At 70.8% G+C, this 18,140-nt stretch carries 16 protein-coding genes, 1 rRNA gene and 1 riboswitch; of the genes, 12 read left to right on the forward strand and 5 right to left on the reverse strand.

Annotated elements, in window-relative coordinates; translation table 11 throughout:
• Positions 1-155: 155 nt before the first annotated feature.
• The 11 genes from rrf to ABZ117_RS25330 all read left to right on the forward strand — a co-directional run bounded on the left by rrf (position 156) and on the right by ABZ117_RS25330 (position 10,874).
• Positions 156-272 (forward strand): 5S ribosomal RNA (gene rrf / locus ABZ117_RS25280).
• A gap of 110 nt (positions 273-382) precedes the next feature.
• The gene (locus ABZ117_RS25285; protein WP_356824068.1) at positions 383-1,009 is read left to right on the forward strand and encodes a CDP-alcohol phosphatidyltransferase family protein; all 627 of its coding nucleotides are present in this window, start codon (positions 383-385) and stop codon (positions 1,007-1,009) included.
• Positions 1,010-1,115: 106 nt separating this feature from the next.
• Complete coding sequence (locus tag ABZ117_RS25290; protein WP_356824069.1) at positions 1,116-3,611, forward strand: mannose-1-phosphate guanyltransferase; 2,496 nt, start codon at positions 1,116-1,118, stop codon at positions 3,609-3,611.
• A gap of 182 nt (positions 3,612-3,793) precedes the next feature.
• The gene (locus tag ABZ117_RS25295; RefSeq protein WP_356824189.1) at positions 3,794-4,642 is read left to right on the forward strand and encodes a DUF881 domain-containing protein; all 849 of its coding nucleotides are present in this window, start codon (positions 3,794-3,796) and stop codon (positions 4,640-4,642) included.
• On the forward strand, positions 4,639-4,971 hold the full coding sequence (locus tag ABZ117_RS25300; protein ID WP_003988855.1) for a small basic family protein: 333 nt from the start codon (positions 4,639-4,641) through the stop codon (positions 4,969-4,971). Before ABZ117_RS25295 ends, ABZ117_RS25300 begins: the two co-directional genes overlap by 4 nt.
• Before the next feature lie 5 nt (positions 4,972-4,976).
• On the forward strand, positions 4,977-5,858 hold the full coding sequence (locus tag ABZ117_RS25305; RefSeq protein ID WP_356824070.1) for a DUF881 domain-containing protein: 882 nt from the start codon (positions 4,977-4,979) through the stop codon (positions 5,856-5,858).
• Between the two features lie 190 nt (positions 5,859-6,048).
• Positions 6,049-6,879: an FHA domain-containing protein gene (locus ABZ117_RS25310; protein ID WP_356824071.1), complete on the forward strand. Its 831-nt coding sequence runs from the start codon at positions 6,049-6,051 to the stop codon at positions 6,877-6,879.
• Positions 6,880-6,923: 44 nt separating this feature from the next.
• Entirely contained in the window at positions 6,924-7,661 is a 738-nt protein-coding gene (locus tag ABZ117_RS25315; protein ID WP_356824072.1) for a MerR family transcriptional regulator, read from the forward strand.
• Positions 7,662-7,815: 154 nt separating this feature from the next.
• The gene (locus ABZ117_RS25320) at positions 7,816-8,289 is read left to right on the forward strand and encodes a bifunctional nuclease family protein (RefSeq protein ID WP_003988851.1); all 474 of its coding nucleotides are present in this window, start codon (positions 7,816-7,818) and stop codon (positions 8,287-8,289) included.
• 261 nt (positions 8,290-8,550) lie between these two features.
• Positions 8,551-9,234, forward strand: coding sequence for a MerR family transcriptional regulator (locus ABZ117_RS25325; protein ID WP_356824073.1), 684 nt, complete (start codon positions 8,551-8,553; stop codon positions 9,232-9,234).
• 68 nt (positions 9,235-9,302) lie between these two features.
• The gene (locus ABZ117_RS25330; protein WP_356824074.1) at positions 9,303-10,874 is read left to right on the forward strand and encodes a DNA polymerase IV; all 1,572 of its coding nucleotides are present in this window, start codon (positions 9,303-9,305) and stop codon (positions 10,872-10,874) included.
• On the opposite strand, the gene ABZ117_RS25335 is transcribed toward ABZ117_RS25330, so the two are convergent.
• Positions 10,778-11,167 carry a PRC-barrel domain-containing protein gene (locus ABZ117_RS25335; protein WP_356824075.1) on the reverse strand — a complete coding sequence of 130 codons (390 nt, stop codon included), beginning with the start codon at positions 11,165-11,167 and terminating at the stop codon, positions 10,778-10,780. The genes ABZ117_RS25330 and ABZ117_RS25335 overlap by 97 nt on opposite strands.
• A 119-nt stretch (positions 11,168-11,286) precedes the next feature.
• Positions 11,287-11,381: riboswitch (glycine riboswitch) on the forward strand.
• A gap of 173 nt (positions 11,382-11,554) precedes the next feature.
• On the opposite strand from ABZ117_RS25335, the gene gcvP reads away from it, so the two are divergent.
• Positions 11,555-14,440: an aminomethyl-transferring glycine dehydrogenase gene (gene gcvP, locus ABZ117_RS25340; RefSeq protein ID WP_356824076.1), complete on the forward strand. Its 2,886-nt coding sequence runs from the start codon at positions 11,555-11,557 to the stop codon at positions 14,438-14,440.
• Between the two features lie 55 nt (positions 14,441-14,495).
• Here the strand turns inward: gcvP and ABZ117_RS25345 are convergent, their stop codons facing one another.
• From ABZ117_RS25345 to modA, 4 genes are read right to left on the reverse strand one after another with little or no spacing between them, the layout of a single operon-like run.
• Positions 14,496-14,915 carry a TOBE domain-containing protein gene (locus tag ABZ117_RS25345; RefSeq protein ID WP_356824077.1) on the reverse strand — a complete coding sequence of 140 codons (420 nt, stop codon included), beginning with the start codon at positions 14,913-14,915 and terminating at the stop codon, positions 14,496-14,498.
• A gap of 27 nt (positions 14,916-14,942) precedes the next feature.
• Complete coding sequence (locus ABZ117_RS25350; RefSeq protein ID WP_356824078.1) at positions 14,943-16,262, reverse strand: ABC transporter ATP-binding protein; 1,320 nt, start codon at positions 16,260-16,262, stop codon at positions 14,943-14,945.
• Positions 16,259-17,119, reverse strand: coding sequence for an ABC transporter permease (locus ABZ117_RS25355; RefSeq protein WP_356824079.1), 861 nt, complete (start codon positions 17,117-17,119; stop codon positions 16,259-16,261). The genes ABZ117_RS25350 and ABZ117_RS25355 overlap by 4 nt, the downstream gene beginning before the upstream one ends.
• A complete protein-coding gene (modA, locus tag ABZ117_RS25360; RefSeq protein ID WP_356824080.1) occupies positions 17,116-17,925 on the reverse strand; it encodes a molybdate ABC transporter substrate-binding protein in 810 nt (269 codons plus the stop codon). Before modA ends, ABZ117_RS25355 begins: the two co-directional genes overlap by 4 nt.
• Positions 17,926-18,140: the final 215 nt, after the last annotated feature.

Here is an 18,140-nt window from a genome sequence, read left to right on the forward strand (position 1 = left end):
CCGGATCTGGAAGCACGGTAACGTGTGGAGGTGACCGGTACTAATAGGCCGAGGGCTTGTCCATTGATGCTCGCGTTCACTGTGTTGGTTCTGAGACCACGACCACGTCACCTCGAGTTTGTTCGGGGTGTTTCGGTTGAAGTGTTTCATAGTGTTTCGGTGGTCATAGCGTGAGGGAAACGCCCGGTTACATACCGAACCCGGAAGCTAAGCCTCACAGCGCCGATGGTACTGCAGGGGGGACCCTGTGGGAGAGTAGGACACCGCCGAACTCCTTTTATAGCTCCGGCTCTTGGGCAGTACTGCCCAAGAGCCGGAGCTTTTTTGCGTTGAGGTAGGGTCAGGGGGCATCGTTGACTCATTTCGCACAGGAGGCCCCCGGGTGGAGGTCCAAGAGACCCGCGTCCAGACAGACCGGGTCCTCACCATCCCCAACATCCTCAGCATGGCGCGGCTCGTCGGCGTACCGCTCTTCCTGTGGCTGATCCTCAGGCCGGAGTTCGGGGGCCCCAAGAGCGATGGATGGGCCCTCCTGGTGCTGGCGTTCAGCGGGATCAGCGACTACCTCGACGGCAAGCTGGCACGGCGCTGGAACCAGATCAGCAGCCTCGGCCGGCTCCTTGACCCCGCCGCAGACCGCCTGTACGTCCTCTCCACGCTGCTGGGGCTCACCTGGCGGGAGATCCTCCCCCTCTGGCTGACCGGCCTGCTGCTGGCCCGAGAACTGGTCCTCCTGGTCATGGTGGGCATCCTGCGCCGGCACGGGTATCCGCCGCCGCAGGTGAACTTCCTCGGGAAGGCCGCCACCTTCAACCTGATGTACGCCTTCCCCCTCCTGCTCCTCAGTGACGGACACGGCTGGATCGCGTCACTCGCTGCGATTTTCGGATGGGCGTTCGCCGGATGGGGTACAACCCTCTATTGGTGGGCAGGAGTGCTTTACGTGGTGCAAGTCCGCCGATTGGTGCGTGCGGACGCCACGGTCGATCGAACTCGGCGATTGTCCTGACGTGAGTCCTGGCGTAACGCTTCGTTGGCCCGCGATGGAAAAGTGCGGGACAATCTGGACGGGTGAAGTCGGCTAGACCGTCGTCTCTGAGGAGGACGCTTCCGACATGAAGGCCGTCGTGATGGCCGGTGGCGAAGGCACACGCCTGCGCCCCATGACCTCGAGCATGCCCAAGCCGCTCCTGCCCGTGGTGAATCGCCCGATCATGGAGCATGTGCTACGGCTGCTCAAAAGGCACGGGCTCAACGAGACCGTCGTCACCGTGCAGTTCCTGGCCTCGCTGGTCAAGAACTACTTCGGTGACGGCGAAGAGCTCGGTATGGAGCTCACCTATGCCAACGAGGAGAAGCCACTCGGTACCGCCGGAAGCGTCAAGAACGCCGAGGAGGCGTTGAAGGACGACGCCTTCCTTGTGATCTCCGGCGATGCCCTGACCGACTTCGACCTCACCGAGCTGATCAACTTCCACAAGGAGAAGGGTGCGCTGGTCACGGTCTGCCTGACCCGGGTGCCCAATCCGCTGGAGTTCGGCATCACCATCGTGGACGAGGAAGGCAAGGTCGAGCGCTTCCTGGAGAAGCCGACCTGGGGACAGGTCTTCTCCGACACGGTCAACACGGGCATCTACGTCATGGAGCCCGAGGTCTTCAACTACGTCGACCCCGATGTTCCCGTCGACTGGTCCGGCGATGTCTTCCCGCAGCTGATGAAGGAAGGCAAGCCGATCTACGGCTACATCGCCGAGGGCTACTGGGAGGACGTCGGCACCCACGAGAGCTACGTGAAGGCCCAGGCGGACGTGCTCGAAGGCAAGGTCGACGTCGACATCGACGGCTTCGAGATCTCCCCGGGCGTGTGGGTGGCGGAAGGCGCCGAGGTGCACCCCGACGCCGAGCTGCGCGGACCGCTGTACATCGGCGACTACGCGAAGGTCGAGGCCGGCGCGGAGATCCGCGAGCACTCCGTCATCGGCTCGAACGTCGTCGTCAAGAGCGGTGCCTTCCTGCACAAGGCGGTCGTCCACGACAACGTGTACGTCGGTCAGCACAGCAATCTGCGCGGCTGCGTCGTCGGCAAGAACACCGACATCATGCGGGCCGCCCGGATCGAGGACGGCGCGGTCATCGGTGACGAGTGCCTGATCGGTGAGGAATCGATCGTCCAGGGCAACGTCCGCGTCTACCCGTTCAAGACCATCGAGGCCGGCGCCTTCGTCAACACCTCGGTGATCTGGGAGTCGCGGGGACAGGCGAACCTGTTCGGCGCCCGTGGCGTCTCCGGCATCCTGAACGTCGAGATCACTCCCGAGCTGGCGGTCCGGCTCGCCGGTGCCTACGCGACGACCCTGAAGAAGGGCGCCACCGTCACCACGGCCCGTGACCACTCGCGAGGTGCCCGCGCGCTCAAGCGTGCGGTGATCTCCGCGCTCCAGACCAGCGCCATCGACGTACGCGACCTGGAGAACGTGCCGCTGCCCGTGGCCCGGCAGCAGACCGCGCGCGGCAGCGCCGGCGGCATCATGATCCGTACCTCGCCCGGCATCCCCGACTCGGTGGACATCATGTTCTTCGACTCGCAGGGCGCGGACCTGTCGCAGGGCAGTCAGCGGAAGCTGGACCGCGTGTTCGCGCGGCAGGAGTACCGGCGGGCGTTCCCCGGTGAGATCGGCGATCTCCACTTCCCGGCGAGCGTCTTCGACTCGTACACCGGGTCGCTGCTGCGCAACGTGGACACGACCGGTATAGCGGAGGCGGGCCTCAAGGTCGTCGTGGACGCCTCGAACGGCAGCGCCGGGCTCGTGCTGCCCAGCCTGCTCGGCAAGCTCGGTGTGGACTCGCTGACCATCAACCCGGGTCTCGACGAGTCCAGGCCGACGGAGACGGCGGAGATGCGGCGCAAGGGCCTCGTGCGGCTCGGCGAGATCGTCGCGTCGTCGGGTGCCGCGTTCGGCGTCCGGTTCGACCCGGTCGGTGAGCGGCTGTCGCTCGTCGACGAGAAGGGCCGGATCATCGAGGACGACCGGGCCCTGCTGGTGATGCTGGACCTGGTGGCCGCCGAGCGGCGCAGCGGGCGGGTGGCGCTTCCGGTCACCACGACCCGGATCGCCGAGCAGGTGGCCGCGTACCACGGCACCCAGGTCGAGTGGACCACCACCTCGCCCGACGACCTCACGCGCGTGGGCGGCGAGGAAGACACCATCTTCGGCGGTGACGGCAAGGGCGGGTTCATCGTCCCCGAGTTCAGCAGCGTCTACGACGGCACAGCGGCCTTCGTACGGCTCATCGGGCTCGTGGCGCGCACCCAGCTCACCCTCAGCCAGATCGACGCGCGGATCCCGCGGGCGCACGTCCTCAAGCGGGACCTGGCGACGCCGTGGGCCGTCAAGGGCCTGGTGATGCGGCGGGTGGTCGAGGCGGCCGGGGACCGCTTCGTCGACACGACCGACGGTGTGCGGGTCGTGGAGACCGACGGCCGCTGGGTGATGGTGCTGCCCGACCCGGCCGAGGCGGTCACGCATCTGTGGGCCGAGGGGCCGGACGACGCCTCCGCGCAGGCCCTGCTGGACGAGTGGGCTGCCGTCGTGGACAGCGCCGGCCGGTAGTACCGGGAACGGCGTGAGCCGCTGCACGCGTGCGTGCCGGACAGGCGCCCCGGAAGGGGCCTGTCCGGCACGCCGGTGGGGCCGTTCGGAGGTACTGCTCGCGACATGCGACGATGTGCGGCATGCCGCAGCAACCCCCCGTTCGGAGCAGCCCCGCGCGGCCGCAGCGCCCGGACGCCTCCATGTCGTTGATCACCAACGTCATGGATCACAGCCTCGACGACGGATACGCCGAGGCCGCCGCCCGGAAGAAGGCCCAGGGTGAGGGCGGTCTGCCGAAGACGCTCCGGGCCAGACTGGGCCTGGCCGCCGGCCTCGTCCTCGCGGCGCTGGTGGTCACCGTCGGCGCGGCCCAGGCGCGTGTGGCGGCGCCCGTGGTGGCCAAGGAACGCCAGGAACTGATCGACCGCGTCGACAGCGAGACCAAGGACGCGGACAAGCTCGAGAGCACGGTCGACAAGCTGCGCGACGACGTGGGTGCGCGCCAGCGGGCGGCCCTGAGGTCCAGCGGTGGCAGCGCGGCGGCGGACCTGGTGGGTGTGCTGTCCGGGGCGTCCGCCGTGCACGGGCCCGGCGTCAGGCTCGTCGTGAACGACGCCAAGGAAGCCACCAGCGGCGGGGACGGGTCCAATCCACGGGAGACGTCGGGCTTCTCCGACACCGGCCGGCTGCGCGACCGCGACATGCAGCGCGTGGTCAACGGGCTGTGGGCCTCGGGGGCCGAGGCGGTCTCCATCAACGGGCAGCGGCTGACGGCCCTGTCCGCGATCAGGGCCGCGGGGGACGCGATCCTGGTCGACAACAGGCCGCTGGTGCCGCCGTACACGGTGCTGGCGGTGGGGGACGGGCAGAGGCTCGGCACCAGGTTCCAGAACAGCGCCGACGGCCTGTATCTGCACGCGCTGGTGGAGAACTACGGCATCCGCGCGACCATCTCCCCGGAGGGTGACGTCCGGCTGCCCGCCGCCCCCAGTGTGATCGTACGTACAGCGCAGCCGAGCAACGAGAACAGCGAGAAGGGCACATCGTGATCGCCGTACTGGGTCTCGTCGTGGGAGTCGTGGCCGGCCTGCTGGTCCGGCCCGAGGTTCCGGCGGTCGTCGAGCCTTATCTGCCGATCGCCGTCGTCGCGGCGCTGGACGCCGTCTTCGGCGGACTGAGGGCCATGCTCGACGGCATCTTCGACGACAAGGTCTTCGTGGTCTCGTTCCTGTCGAACGTGGTCGTCGCCGCCCTGATCGTCTTCCTCGGTGACAAACTGGGCGTCGGCGCACAGCTGTCCACGGGCGTCGTCGTGGTCCTCGGCATCCGGATCTTCTCCAACGCCGCGGCGATCCGGCGACACGTCTTCCGGGCGTGACACTGATGAGCGAACACAACGACGGCAAGGACCGGCCGGAGAGCCGGCTGCCGCAGAGCCGCCCGCCCGAGCACGGGCTGCGCAGGGAACTGCCGGCCGAGGTGCCCGCGTCCGCGTCCCCGCCCGGGGCCGGCCGGCCGGCCGGGGAGCAGCCCCAGCAGCCGCTGACCGGACGGCAGCGGCTCGTCAAGGGCCTGTGGCCGCCGCGTTTCACCCGCGCCCAACTCATCGTCGCGGTGCTGCTGTTCGGCCTCGGCTTCGGCCTGGCCGTCCAGGTGGCGTCCAACAGCGACACCGACAGCGCGCTGCGCGGAGCCCGTCAGGAAGATCTCGTACGCATCCTCGACGAACTGGATTCGCGTACCCAGCGTCTTGAGGACGAGAAGCAGGGACTGGAGAAGCAGCGCCAGGAGCTCCAGAGCAGCTCCGACCAGGCCGCGGAGGCGCGCAGGCAGACCGCCGAGAAGAAGAGGCAACTCGGCATCCTGGCGGGCACCGTGGCGGCGCAGGGGCCCGGCATCACCATGACGATCGAGGACACGAAGGGGACGGTCAAGGCGGACATGCTGCTCGACACGATCCAGGAGCTGCGTGCGGCCGGCGCGGAGGCGATCCAGGTCAACGGGGTCCGGGTGGTCGCCGGCACCTACTTCACCGACTCCGGCAAGAGCGTGAGCGTCGACGGGAACAAGATCGGCGCGCCTTATCGTTTCAAGGTCATCGGCAAGCCGCAGGACCTCGAGCCGGCGCTCAACATCCCCGGGGGCGTGGTGCAGACCCTGGAGAAGGAGCAGGCCACGGCGACCGTGCAGCAGTCCGACAAGATCGTCGTGGCTGCCTTGCGGCAGGTGAAGCGGCCTGACTACGCTCGGTCGTCCTCCCGGTGAACCGGCGGTGCATGGCGGCTGTCGCGTACGGGCATGAGCTTGCGGGGGGTCGGCGCACCGAAGAGGTGGCGCGTGATGGAAACTGTTTGGTGGATACGGACGTTGTGAAGATGTCCGGCTCGGCCGGTGTAGGCAATCAGGGTTCGTCCTGCCCCACGGGCGGGTCTGTTTCGGTCAAGGGGAATCGCCCGTGAAGTTGTTTGCGAAGTTGTTCGGCAAGAGCGCGCGAGAGGGCGGCGACAACGCCACCGCCCGTCATCGTGCGCAGCCTGACGCGGAGGGCCAGCGCCCGCTGTTCCGGGACCAGGTCGCTGGTCCGGGCGGTGACATTTCCGGTGGTCAGGGCGCGGCGTCTGTTGACCCTGCCCAGGCCGGCGGCATAGGTTTCGGGCAACCGTCAACCTCAGGTGCGGGTGGAGGGTTCGCCCCCGGCCCGTACGCGTCCAACGCCCCGGCGGGGCAGCCGCGGCAGGAGGATCCGTCGATGTCGGTCCTGGTGTGTACGAGGTGCGGCAACCGCAACGCGGAGAACGCCCGGTTCTGCTCCCACTGCGGCGCACCGCTGCGCCCCGGCGTGGCGCCCGAGCGGGCCTCCGAGACGACGTCCACGATCTCGATCTCCGGCCTCGAGGCCTACGACTCCGAGGTGACCGGCCAGACGCCGCTGCCGATGCTCTCCCCGGAGGCGCAGGCCGCGGTGGACGCGCTGCCGCTGGGCTCGGCGCTCCTGGTGGTGCGCCGGGGTCCGAACTCGGGCAGCCGCTTCCTGCTGGACAGCGACCTGACCACGGCCGGCCGTCATCCGCAGAGCGACATCTTCCTGGACGACGTGACGGTCTCCCGGCGGCACGTGGAGTTCCGGCGCTCCGCGGACGGCTCCTTCACGGTGGCCGACGTGGGCAGTCTGAACGGCACGTACGTCAACCGGGAGCGCATCGACCAGGTCGCTCTGTCGAACGGCGACGAGGTGCAGATCGGCAAGTACCGGCTGGTGTTCTACGCGAGCCGGCAGGGCATCTGACCCACCCCCGGACCGACGTCCGGGGGGACCCCCAGGGAAGGTCCATGCTGCGAACACCGAGCGGCGGTGCCGGAAGCGGTACCGCCGCCAGGGACAGCGGGCTGATGAGCATCGGCACGGTGCTGAACACGCTGCGCGACGAGTTCCCCGAAGTCACGATCTCCAAGATCCGTTTCCTGGAGGCGGAGGGGCTCATCGAGCCGCAACGGACGCCGTCGGGGTACCGCAAGTTCAGCGCGGGGGACGTCGAGCGCCTCGGTCACGTCCTGCGGATGCAACGGGACCACTATCTTCCGCTCAAGGTGATCCGGGAGTACCTGGACGCCATGGAGCGGGGTGAGGCCGCCCCGCTGCCCCTGGTCGGGCGCCAGCGCACCGCGGAGGACGGCCCGGAGCCTGCGGAGACGCCCACGGTGGCCCGGGTCGGCAAGGCCGAGCTGCTGGCCGCCGCGGACATCGACGAGGCGGACCTGAAGGAGTGGGAGTCCTACGGGCTCATCGCTCCTTTGGCGGACGGGGCGTACGACGCCGAGGCGGTCACCGTGGCCGAGCTCATCGCCGAGCTGGGCCGTTTCGGCATCGAGCCGCGCCACCTCCGGGTGATGAAGGCCGCCGCGGACCGCGAGGCGGGGCTGGTGGACCAGGTGGTGGCCCCGCTCAAGCGCCACCGCAATCCGCAGACCAGGGCACTCGCCGAGGCCCGTACGAAGGAACTGGCGGCGGTCACGACGAAGCTGCACGCCGCTCTCGTGAAGACCGCTCTCGGCGTACGCCTCCCCTGAGTCCTACGGGCCACCGGAACCGGCCCAGGGGCCGGGCTGAGCCCGGTGGGGACCGGGCCCGGAGGGGGGAGCGGCGGGGGTCCGGGCGGCCGGATCGGGCACCTGTTCCCGGCCCGACTACCCAAACGTCCCGGGCACGGCCTAGGGTTGCTGTGTGAACGAGCTCGATGTCGTAGGTGTCCGGGTCGAAATGCCCTCCAACCAACCGATCGTGCTCCTGCGCGAAGTGGGAGGCGATCGTTACCTCCCTATCTGGATCGGGCCGGGGGAGGCGACGGCGATCGCCTTCGCCCAGCAGGGCATGGCCCCCGCGCGACCGCTGACCCACGACCTGTTCAAGGACGTGCTGGAGGCCGTCGGCCAGGAGCTGACCGAAGTCCGCATCACCGACCTGCGGGAAGGGGTCTTCTACGCGGAACTGGTGTTCGCCAGCGGGGTCGAGGTCAGCGCCCGCCCCTCCGATGCCATAGCGCTGGCCCTGCGCACCGGAACGCCGATCTACGGCAGTGACACGGTGCTGGACGACGCGGGCATCGCCATTCCGGACGAGCAGGAGGACGAGGTGGAGAAGTTCCGCGAGTTCCTCGACCAGATCTCGCCCGAGGACTTCGGCAGCAGCAGCCAGTGAGACGCGGCGCCGGCCTGCCGGACCCCGGGTTCCTCCCGGGCGGTGGGCGGTTCCGCGGGGCCGTTGCCCCGGCAATTGCCTCCGGCCAGTGAGAGCGTCCTACGGCTTCCCGCGAGCGCATTCGGCTAGCCTTTCCCCGCGGTGGGATACGGGAAACCACTCCTAGGGTGATTATCACTCGGCGTGCCGAGTGTGGCGATCGTTGACGCACCCCTGGTGACTGCCTACCGTCGAGAAGGCAGGTCAAGGACGGAGGTCGGCGTGAGAACCAGCGGCGACGGTACGGCTGGGGGTGCCCCCGGACGCGGTTTCGGGGAGAGCGGTCCGTACCCGCCCCCGGACTCGCGGCTGCGCTCGAGCGGGGGTTACCCCCATCCCGGCAGCGCGGCCGAGCACGCTCCGCAGCTGCCGACGGCGGTGCCGAACGGCGGAGGGGTGGCGTCCATGACGTCCGAGGAGATCGGCTACCGCGGGCCCACGGCCTGCGCGGCCGCCGGCATCACCTACCGGCAGCTCGACTACTGGGCCCGCACCGGGCTGGTCGAGCCCAGCGTGCGGCCCGCCTACGGGTCGGGCACCCAGCGTCTGTACAGCTTCCGGGACGTCGTCGTCCTGAAGATCGTGAAGCGGTTCCTGGACACCGGGGTGTCGCTCCAGAACATCCGCACGACCGTGCAGCACCTCAGAGAACGCGGTTTCCGCGACCTTGAGCGGATGACCCTCATGAGCGACGGCGCCACCGTGTACGAGTGCACCTCGCCGGACGAGGTCCACGCCCTGCTCCAGGGCGGTCAGGGCGTCTTCGGGATCGCCGTCGGCGTGGTGTGGCGGGACGTGGAGGGCGCGCTCTCCCAGCTGCACGGCGAGCGTATCGACACGGGGGAGACGCTGGTCGGGCAGAACCCGGCGGACGAGCTGGCGCGGCGCCGCAACCGGGCGGTCTGACCGCCGGAGTCCCCGCGGTGCCCTCCGCCGTCACCGCGTTGTCAGTGCCGTGGTGCAGCATCGGAGATGTGAGAAACGCGCCCACGGTCCTGCATCTCGACATGGATGCCTTCTTCGCCTCGGTGGAGCAGGCGTCCAAGCCGAGCCTGCGCGGGAAGGCCGTCGTCGTGGGCGGTCTCGGGCCGCGCGGGGTGGTGGCCACCGCGTCGTACGAGGCACGGGTGTTCGGGGTGCACTCGGCGATGCCCATGGGGCAGGCGCGTCGGCTGGCACCCAACGCCGCCTATCTGGTGCCGCGCTTCACGCTGTACCGGACGATCAGCGACCAGGTGATGGCGCTGCTGCGGGAGCTGTCACCGCTGATCGAGCCGCTCAGCCTGGACGAGGCGTTCGTGGACCTGGAGGCCGGGGGAGCGGCCTGGGACGAGGAGTCGGCGCGGCGGGCCGGGGAGAGGCTCCGCGCGGACATCCGGGCGGTCACCGGGCTCACCGGGTCGGTGGGGCTCGCCGCGTCCAAGATGCTCGCGAAGATCGCCTCCGAGCAGGCGAAACCGGACGGCCTGGTGCTGATCGAGCCGGGGACCGAGCGGGCGCTGCTGGGGCCGATGCCGGTGCGGACCCTGCCGGGGGTCGGCCCGGCCACCGGGGACCATCTGCGCCGGGCCGGGATCACCACGGTCGAGGAGCTGGCCGAGGCGGGCGAGGACGAACTGGTCCGGATGCTCGGCAAGGCGCACGGGCACGCGCTGTACGCCATGGCCCTGGCCCGGGACCAGCGGCCGGTGGTGGCCGAGCGGGAGACCAAGTCGGTGTCGGTGGAGGACACGTACGACGTGGACATCCACGACCGGCTGCGGGTCGGCATGGAGGTGCAGCGGCTGGCCGACCGGTGTGTCCGGCGGCTGCGCGAGGCCGGGCTGTCCGGGCGGACCATCGTGCTGAAGGTGCGGCGGTACGACTTCTCGACGCTCACCCGCTCCGAGACGCTCAGAGGGCCCACGGACGATCCCTCGGTCATCCGTGAGGCGGCGGCGCGGCTGCTGGACTCCGTGGACACCACGGGCGGGGTGCGGCTGCTCGGCGTCGGCGTGTCCGGGCTCGCCGACTACACGCAGGAGGATCTGTTCGCGCAGGCGGCGGGGGAGCGGGCGGTGGACCTCGCCGAGGAGGCCGTGCCGCAGGCCCCGGCGGAGCAGGTGGACCCGGCCGAGCGACAGTGGCGGGCCGGGCAGGACGTGCGGCACGACGACTGGGGACACGGATGGGTGCAGGGCAGCGGGCTGGGCCGGGTCACCGTGCGCTTCGAGACGCCGCAGTCCGAGCCGGGCCGGGTCCGGACGTTCCGGGTCGACGATCCCGCGCTGGCACCGGCCGAGCCCTTGCCGCTGGTCCCGGAGCCGGCCTCGCCCACCCGGCCGGCCTCGGCCACCCGGCCGGCCTCGGCCACCCGGCCGGCCTCGGCCACCCGGCCGGCTTCGGGTGAGCATCCCGGACGTCCGGCCTCGGACCCGGACGGGTACGACGGGCGATCCGGCGGAGGAGTTCAGGGGCCCGGTGCGGGCCGGGACTCCTCCGGTGGCGCCAGGGTGCCGAAGTCGTGGTCCGGGACGCTGGGCGGGGGCGCCGTGTCCAGGCCGTAGTGGTGGTAGAGCTGGAGTTCCTGCTCGGGGGAGAGATGGCGGCCCACGCCGAAGTCGGGGGCGTCCTTGATCAGGGCGCGGTCGAAAGGGATGTGCAGCGTGCCGTCGAGGAATTCGCTGGGCTCCAGGGGGACGAAGGCGTCCCGGGAGAAGAGACCGGTCCGTATGGCCGCCCACGCGGGCACGCCGGTCGCGTCGTCGAGGTACACCTCGTCGATGGTGCCGATCTTGGCGCCATTGACGTCGAACGCCTTGCGGCCGATCAGGTTGCGCGGATCGATGTCGGTTCGCACGGTCCCTCTCTCTCCACGTGGTCGCAACACATCCGTAAGCACTACAAAAGAGCAGATTCAGGGAGGCGGCCACTCGAGGGCTCAGGCGTTGACCCCGCTGGTAGGCTGACAGCGGCTGCTGACCCCGCGCGGGAGAGTCCTCCGACCACGTCGGAGGCGCCGAAGGAGCAAATCCTCCCCGGAATCTCTCAGGCTCACGTACCGCGCGGACGAGGTCACTCTGGAAAGCAGGGCGGGTGTGCACGGCGTCCGCTCTCACCGACGGTGAAAGCCGGTGCCCGCGAGGGCCCGGTGAAGCTCTCAGGTCAGATGACAGAGGGGGAGGCCGTCGGGGTATCCGTACCGGGGTGCCCCTCGAAGGTCGCGTCAGACCAGGAGGCCTCCGCAATGACCGCCCATCGCATTCCGCTCTCCGAACTCGAAGCGGGTATCCCGTTCGAGCAGCGCCACATCGGCCCTGACCAGGAGGCGCGGGCCAAGATGCTCGCGCAGGTCGGGTACGGCTCGCTGGACGAGCTGACCGCCGCCGCGGTCCCGGACGTGATCAAGAACGTCGACGCCCTCGATCTGCCGGACGCCCGCACCGAGGCCGAGGTGCTCGCCGAGCTGCGTTCCCTCGCCGACCGCAACCAGGTCCTCGGCTCGATGATCGGACTCGGGTACTACGGCACGTTCACGCCGCCGGTCATCCTGCGCAACGTCATGGAGAACCCGGCGTGGTACACGGCCTACACGCCGTACCAGCCGGAGATCTCCCAGGGCCGTCTGGAGGCCCTGCTGAACTTCCAGACGGTGGTCGCCGATCTGACCGGCCTGCCCACCTCGGGCGCCTCCCTGCTGGACGAGGGCACCGCCGCCGCCGAGGCGATGGCGCTCTCCCGGCGCATGGGCCGGAACAAGAAGGGCCTGTTCCTGGTCGACGCGGACGCGCTGCCGCAGACCATCGCCGTGATCGAGACGCGTGCCGAGCCGGCCGGCGTCGAGGTCGTCGTCGCCGACCTCAGCGACGGCATCCCGGCCGGGATCGCCGAGCGCGAGATCAACGGCGTGCTGCTCCAGTACCCGGGCGCCTCCGGTGCCGTACGGGACATCAAGGCGGTCATCGACCAGGCGCACGAGCTGGGCGCCCTGGTGACGGTCGCCGCCGACCTGCTCGCGCTGACCCTGCTGACCTCCCCGGGCGAACTGGGCGCGGACATCGCGGTCGGTACGACCCAGCGCTTCGGCGTGCCGATGGGCTTCGGGGGACCGCACGCCGGCTACATGGCCGTCCAGGAGAAGTTCGCGCGCAGCCTGCCCGGCCGTCTGGTCGGTGTCTCCGTCGACGCCGACGGCAACCGGGCCTACCGCCTGGCCTTGCAGACCCGTGAGCAGCACATCCGCCGTGAGAAGGCCACCAGCAACATCTGCACCGCGCAGGTGCTGCTCGCCGTGATGGCCGGCATGTACGCCGTCTACCACGGTCCCGAGGGCCTGCGGACGATCGCCCGCCGCACCCACCGCTACGCCACGGTCCTCGCCGCGGGCCTGAAGGCCGGCGGGGTCGACATCGTCCACGGCGCGTACTTCGACACCGTCACCGCACGCGTGCCCGGCAGGGCCGCCAAGGTCGTCGCCGCCGCCCGGGACAAGGGTGTCAACCTGCGTCTGGTGGACGCCGAGCACGTCTCCATGGCCTGCGACGAGACCACGGGCCGGGCCCAGCTGGCCGCCGTCTGGTCCGCGTTCGGTGTCGAGGCCGACGTCGAGGCGCTGGACGCGGCCGCCGAGGACACCCTGCCCGAGGCGCTGCTGCGCACCGACGCCTACCTCACCCACCCGGTGTTCCACCAGCACCGCTCCGAGACGGCGATGCTGCGTTACCTGCGCCGCCTGGCCGACCGCGACTACGCGCTCGACCGCGGCATGATCCCGCTGGGCTCCTGCACCATGAAGCTCAACGCGACCACGGAGATGGAGCCGGTCACCTGGCCCGAGTTCGGGCAGCTGCACCCCTTCGTGCCCGCCGAGCAGGCCGAGGGCTATCTGACGCTCATCCGTGAGCTGGAGGAGCGGCTCGCCGAGGTCACCGGCTACGACAAGGTCTCGCTCCAGCCGAACGCCGGTTCGCAGGGCGAGCTGGCCGGTCTGCTCGCCGTACGCGGCTACCACCGCGCCAACGGCGACGAGCAGCGCACCGTCTGCCTCATCCCGTCCTCCGCGCACGGCACCAACGCGGCCAGCGCCGTGATGGCCGGCATGAAGGTCGTCGTCGTCAAGACCGCCGGCGACGGCGAGATCGACATCGAGGATCTGCGGGCGAAGATCGAGAAGCACCGTGACGAGCTGTCGGTGCTGATGATCACCTACCCGTCCACGCACGGTGTGTTCGAGGAGCACGTCGCCGACATCTGCGCCCGGGTCCACGAGGCCGGCGGCCAGGTGTACGTCGACGGCGCCAACCTCAACGCCCTGGTCGGCGTGGCCAAGCCGGGCCACTTCGGCGGCGACGTCTCCCACCTGAACCTGCACAAGACGTTCTGCATCCCGCACGGCGGCGGTGGTCCGGGCGTCGGCCCGGTCGCCGTCCGCGAGCACCTGGCGCCGTACCTGCCCAACCACCCGCTCCAGCCGGCCGCGGGACCGGAGACCGGCGTCGGCCCGGTCTCGGCCGCCCCGTGGGGCAGCGCGGGCATCCTGCCCATCTCCTGGGCGTACGTCCGTCTGATGGGCGGCGAGGGCCTGAAGCGGGCCACGCAGGTGGCCGTGCTGTCGGCGAACTACATCGCCAAGCGCCTGGAGCCGCACTTCCCGGTCCTCTACACCGGCCCCGGCGGCCTGGTCGCGCACGAGTGCATCATCGACCTGCGCCCGCTGACCAAGGCGACCGGCGTGAGCGTCGACGACGTCGCCAAGCGCCTGATCGACTACGGTTTCCACGCCCCGACGATGTCGTTCCCGGTGGCCGGCACGCTGATGATCGAGCCGACCGAGTCGGAGGACCTCACCGAGCTGGACCGTTTCTGCGATGCGATGATCACCATCCGCGCGGAGATCGAGAAGGTCGGTTCCGGCGAGTGGCCCGCCGAGGACAACCCGCTGCGCAACGCCCCGCACACCGCCGCCGCGCTCGGCGGTGAGTGGGCGCACGCCTACAGCCGCGACGAAGCCGTCTTCCCGGCCGGCGTCTCGGCCGCCGACAAGTACTGGCCGCCGGTGCGCCGCATCGACCAGGCCTTCGGTGACCGCAACCTGGTCTGCTCCTGCCCGCCGCTGGACGCGTACGAGGACTGAGCGAGCCGCTGGTGAGGGTCCCGCCCGGAATCCGGGCGGGACCCTCGCGTTTCTGCTACGCCGTCGCCAGGGAGACCTCGGTCGCCTTGATCAGGGCGACGACGTCGGAGCCCACGAAGAGGCCGAGGTCCTCGGCGGCGTCCCTGGTGATGGCGGCGGTGAGTTCGCCGCCGTCCACGGTGACCTTCACGGAGGCCATGACGTCGCCGACCACGAGGTGGGTGACCGCGCCGGGCAGCTGGTTGCGGATCGACAGGCCCGCGACCCGGTTGGTGGCCAGGGACACCTCCGTCGACTTCACCAGGGCGTGCACGGCGGAGCCCGGGGCGAGACCGAGCTGCTCGGCGGCCTCCAGGGTGATGGCCGCCGTCAGGTTCTGGCCCCCGGCCAGGCGGACGCCGACGGTCGCCATCACCTCGCCGGGGTGCACCTCGGTGACGGTGCCGGGCAACTGGTTGCGGATGCTGAGGCTCATGGCCCCTCACCGTAGTGGGCGAGGAGGTCAGGCCGGGTACGCGTGCGTCTGCGTCGCCTTGACCATCGCCCAGACCGGTGCACCGGGGTGCAGGTCCAGCTCGGCCGCGGCGACCGTCGTCAGGTCCGCGGTGAGCGGGAGTCCGCCGGTGAGGTCGGCGCGGATCCGGTCGCCGTGCGTCTCCAGGCCCGCGATCTCGCAGCGCCACACGTTCCGGGCGCTCGTACCGGCGGGCCGGTCCCGGAACAGGGTCACGGCCGACGGCGGGAACGCCACGAAGACCGGTCCCGACAACTCCTCCGTGGTCGTGATCTCGGGCCCGGGGTCGAGCCGTACCGTGTGGCCCGCGGCCTGCCCGCGGTAGAGGTTGAGGCCGACGAGCTGGGCGATGTAGTCCGTGCGCGGGTGGCGGGCGATGTGGGCGGGCGTGCCCTCCTGCACGACCCGGCCGTCTTCCACGACCACCAGCCGGTCCGCGAGCACCATCGCGTCCAGCGGGTCATGGGTGACCAGTACGCAGACCGCCTCGAACTCGGCCAGGTGGCGGCGGAGCTGGGCGCGGACCTCCAGGCGGGTACGGGCGTCCAGGGCCGCCAGCGGCTCGTCCAGGAGCAGCAGCCGGGGACGGGTGGCGAGGGCGCGGGCGAGCGCCACGCGCTGGGCCTGACCGCCGGAGAGACGGCGCGGTCGGACGCCCGCGTGACCGGCCAGGCCCATGCGCTCCAGCCAGGCCGCCGCCTGGGCGCGGGCCTCGGCCTTGCCCGTCCCCCGGCAGCGGGGGCCGAAGGCGACGTTGTCCAGGGCGGACAGGTGCGGGAAGAGCAGGTAGTCCTGGAAGACCACGCCGACCGGGCGGGACTCCGGGGGAGTGCGCTCCAGCGGGGTGCCGTCCAGGCGCAGATGGCCGTCGGTGAGCGGGGTGAGACCGGCGAGGGCGCGCAGGGCGGTGGTCTTGCCGGCGCCATTGGGGCCGAGCAGGGCGATGACGTCCCCCGGGGCGGCCGTCAGGGTCACGTCCAGGCGGAACGGGGGGCGGTCGACGACGAGGCGGGCGTCCAGGCCCTCGTCGGGGGCGGCCTCTGGGTGCGGGCGGGGGGTGGTCGGCCGGCCCTCGGCCGGGCTCGGGTTCCTCCCCGCGTCACCGGTGCGGGTCTCGTCGTCGCTTGCCGGTGGCCCGTGTGGGGCGCGAGCGCCGTCGGCGGCCGCGGGTGCGTCCGGGTGCAGGGGTGGCTGTGCGGTGTGGTTGCCGGTGGCCGCCGGTCCGGCGGGACGGTCGGCGGTTGCCGGTACACCTGGGTTCGGCGCGTGGGCGGGGGCGTCGGGGTGCTCGGGGCCGGTGTTCTTCATGAGGTGGTTGTCCAGCGGTCCCTGAGCCCGGCCAGCACCGCGATGGACACCGTCAGCAGGACGAGACTGAGGGAGACGGCGGCTTCGGGGTCGTTCTGGAGGGCGAGGTAGACCGCGAGCGGCATGGTCTGGGTGCGGCCGGGGAAGTTGCCCGCGAACGTGATCGTCGCGCCGAACTCGCCGAGCGCGCGTGCCCACGCCAGGACCGCGCCCGCCGCGACGCCGGGGGCGATCAGCGGCAGCGTGACCCGGCGGAACGCGGTGAAGCGGGAGGCGCCCAGTGTGGTGGCCGCCTCCTCGTAGCGCGGGTCGGCGGCGCGCAGCGTGCCCTCCACGCTGATGACCAGGAACGGCATGGCCACGAACGCCTCCGCGATCACGACGCCCGCGGTGGTGAACGGCAGGGTGATTCCGAACCAGGAGTCCAGCCACTGGCCGATGACGCCGTTGCGGCCGAGGGCGAGCAGCAGGGCCACACCGCCGACGACCGGCGGCAGCACCAGGGGCAGTGTCACCAGGGCGCGCACGAGGCCGCGGCCGGGGAAGTCCGTGCGGGCCAGCAGCCAGGCCAGCGGTACGCCGAGGACGAGGCAGACGGCGGTCGCCGCGGTGGCCGTGACCAGGGACAGCTGGAGCGCCTGCCACACCTCGGCGCTGGTCAGCTGGTCCGGCAGGCTGCGCCAGGGCGCCCGGACGAGCAGGGCGAGCAGCGGCAGCAGCAGGAACGCCAGGGCCAGCAGGCCCGGCAGCAGCAGCGGCAGCGGCACTCCGCGCCGGCCCCCCGTGCCGGCGCGGCGGCGCCGCGGCCGGCCCGTGCGGGGGCCGGTCGCGGTACCGGGCTTGTCGAGCGAGGTCACGGCTTGAGGAACCCGGCCCCGGTCAGCACCTTCTGGCCCTCGGCGGACCGCACGAGGGCGATGAACGCCTTGGCGGCCCCGGCGTTGGGGGCGTCTTTGAGCAGGGCGATCGGGTAGGCGTTGACGGCGTCGGCGGACTCGGGGAACTCCACGCCCTCCACCTTGCCGTGCGCTGCCTTCACGTCGGTCCTGTAGACCAGGGCCGCGTCGGCCTCCTTCAGCTCCACCTTGGTCAGGGCGCCCTTGACGTCCTGCTCGTAGGAGACGGGGGTCAGCTTCACCCTGCCCGCGGCCAGGGCCTTCTGGGCGGCGGCGCCGCACGGCACCGTCCTGTCGCACAGGACGACCTTCAGACCGGACTGGGCGAGGTCCTTCAGGTGGGACAGCTTGTGCGGGTTGCCCGGGACGGTGGCGATCTCCAGCTGGTTGCGGACGAAGGTGGCCGGGGTGCCGGCGGTGCCCTTCTTGTCCGTCACGACCGCCATCGTCTTGGGGCTGGCGGCGGCGAAGACGTCCGCCGGGGCTCCGCCGGTGATGCTCGCGGCCAGGCTGTCGCTACCGTTGAAGCTGAAACTGACCTTGGTGCCGGGGTGCTGCTTCTCGAACTGCCCGCCCAGCGCGGTGAAGCTCTCCTTCAGGGAGGCGGCGGCGAACACGGTGACCGTGCCGGACAGCTTCGGGGCGGGCTTGTCCGCCCGGTCGGTCGAGGAGTCAGAGGAGGAGCAGGCGCTGAGCGCCATCAGGGCGGCTGCCCCCACGCCGGCCGGCTTCAGCATCCGCCGGGTACGGCGCACGGAACGGGTCATCACGGTTCTACTCCTCGGTTCGGTGGACCAACCTGTCGCGCCCCTGAACGGCCGGGCTACGGCCGTGTGGTGATGATACTGCCGCATCTGCCAGCGTTGAGTCTCCTGTCGCATCGCACGAGCCATGAACTCGCGCCTTGTAGCTTGCATGTGCGTTCTTGCGGTGCTTCCGGGCGGGGGCGGCTGTGTCCCGCCCCCGGGTACGACGGAAGGCG

Source organism: Streptomyces sp. NPDC006309 (genome assembly GCF_040613095.1).
In the GTDB taxonomy this organism is placed as follows: domain Bacteria; phylum Actinomycetota; class Actinomycetes; order Streptomycetales; family Streptomycetaceae; genus Streptomyces.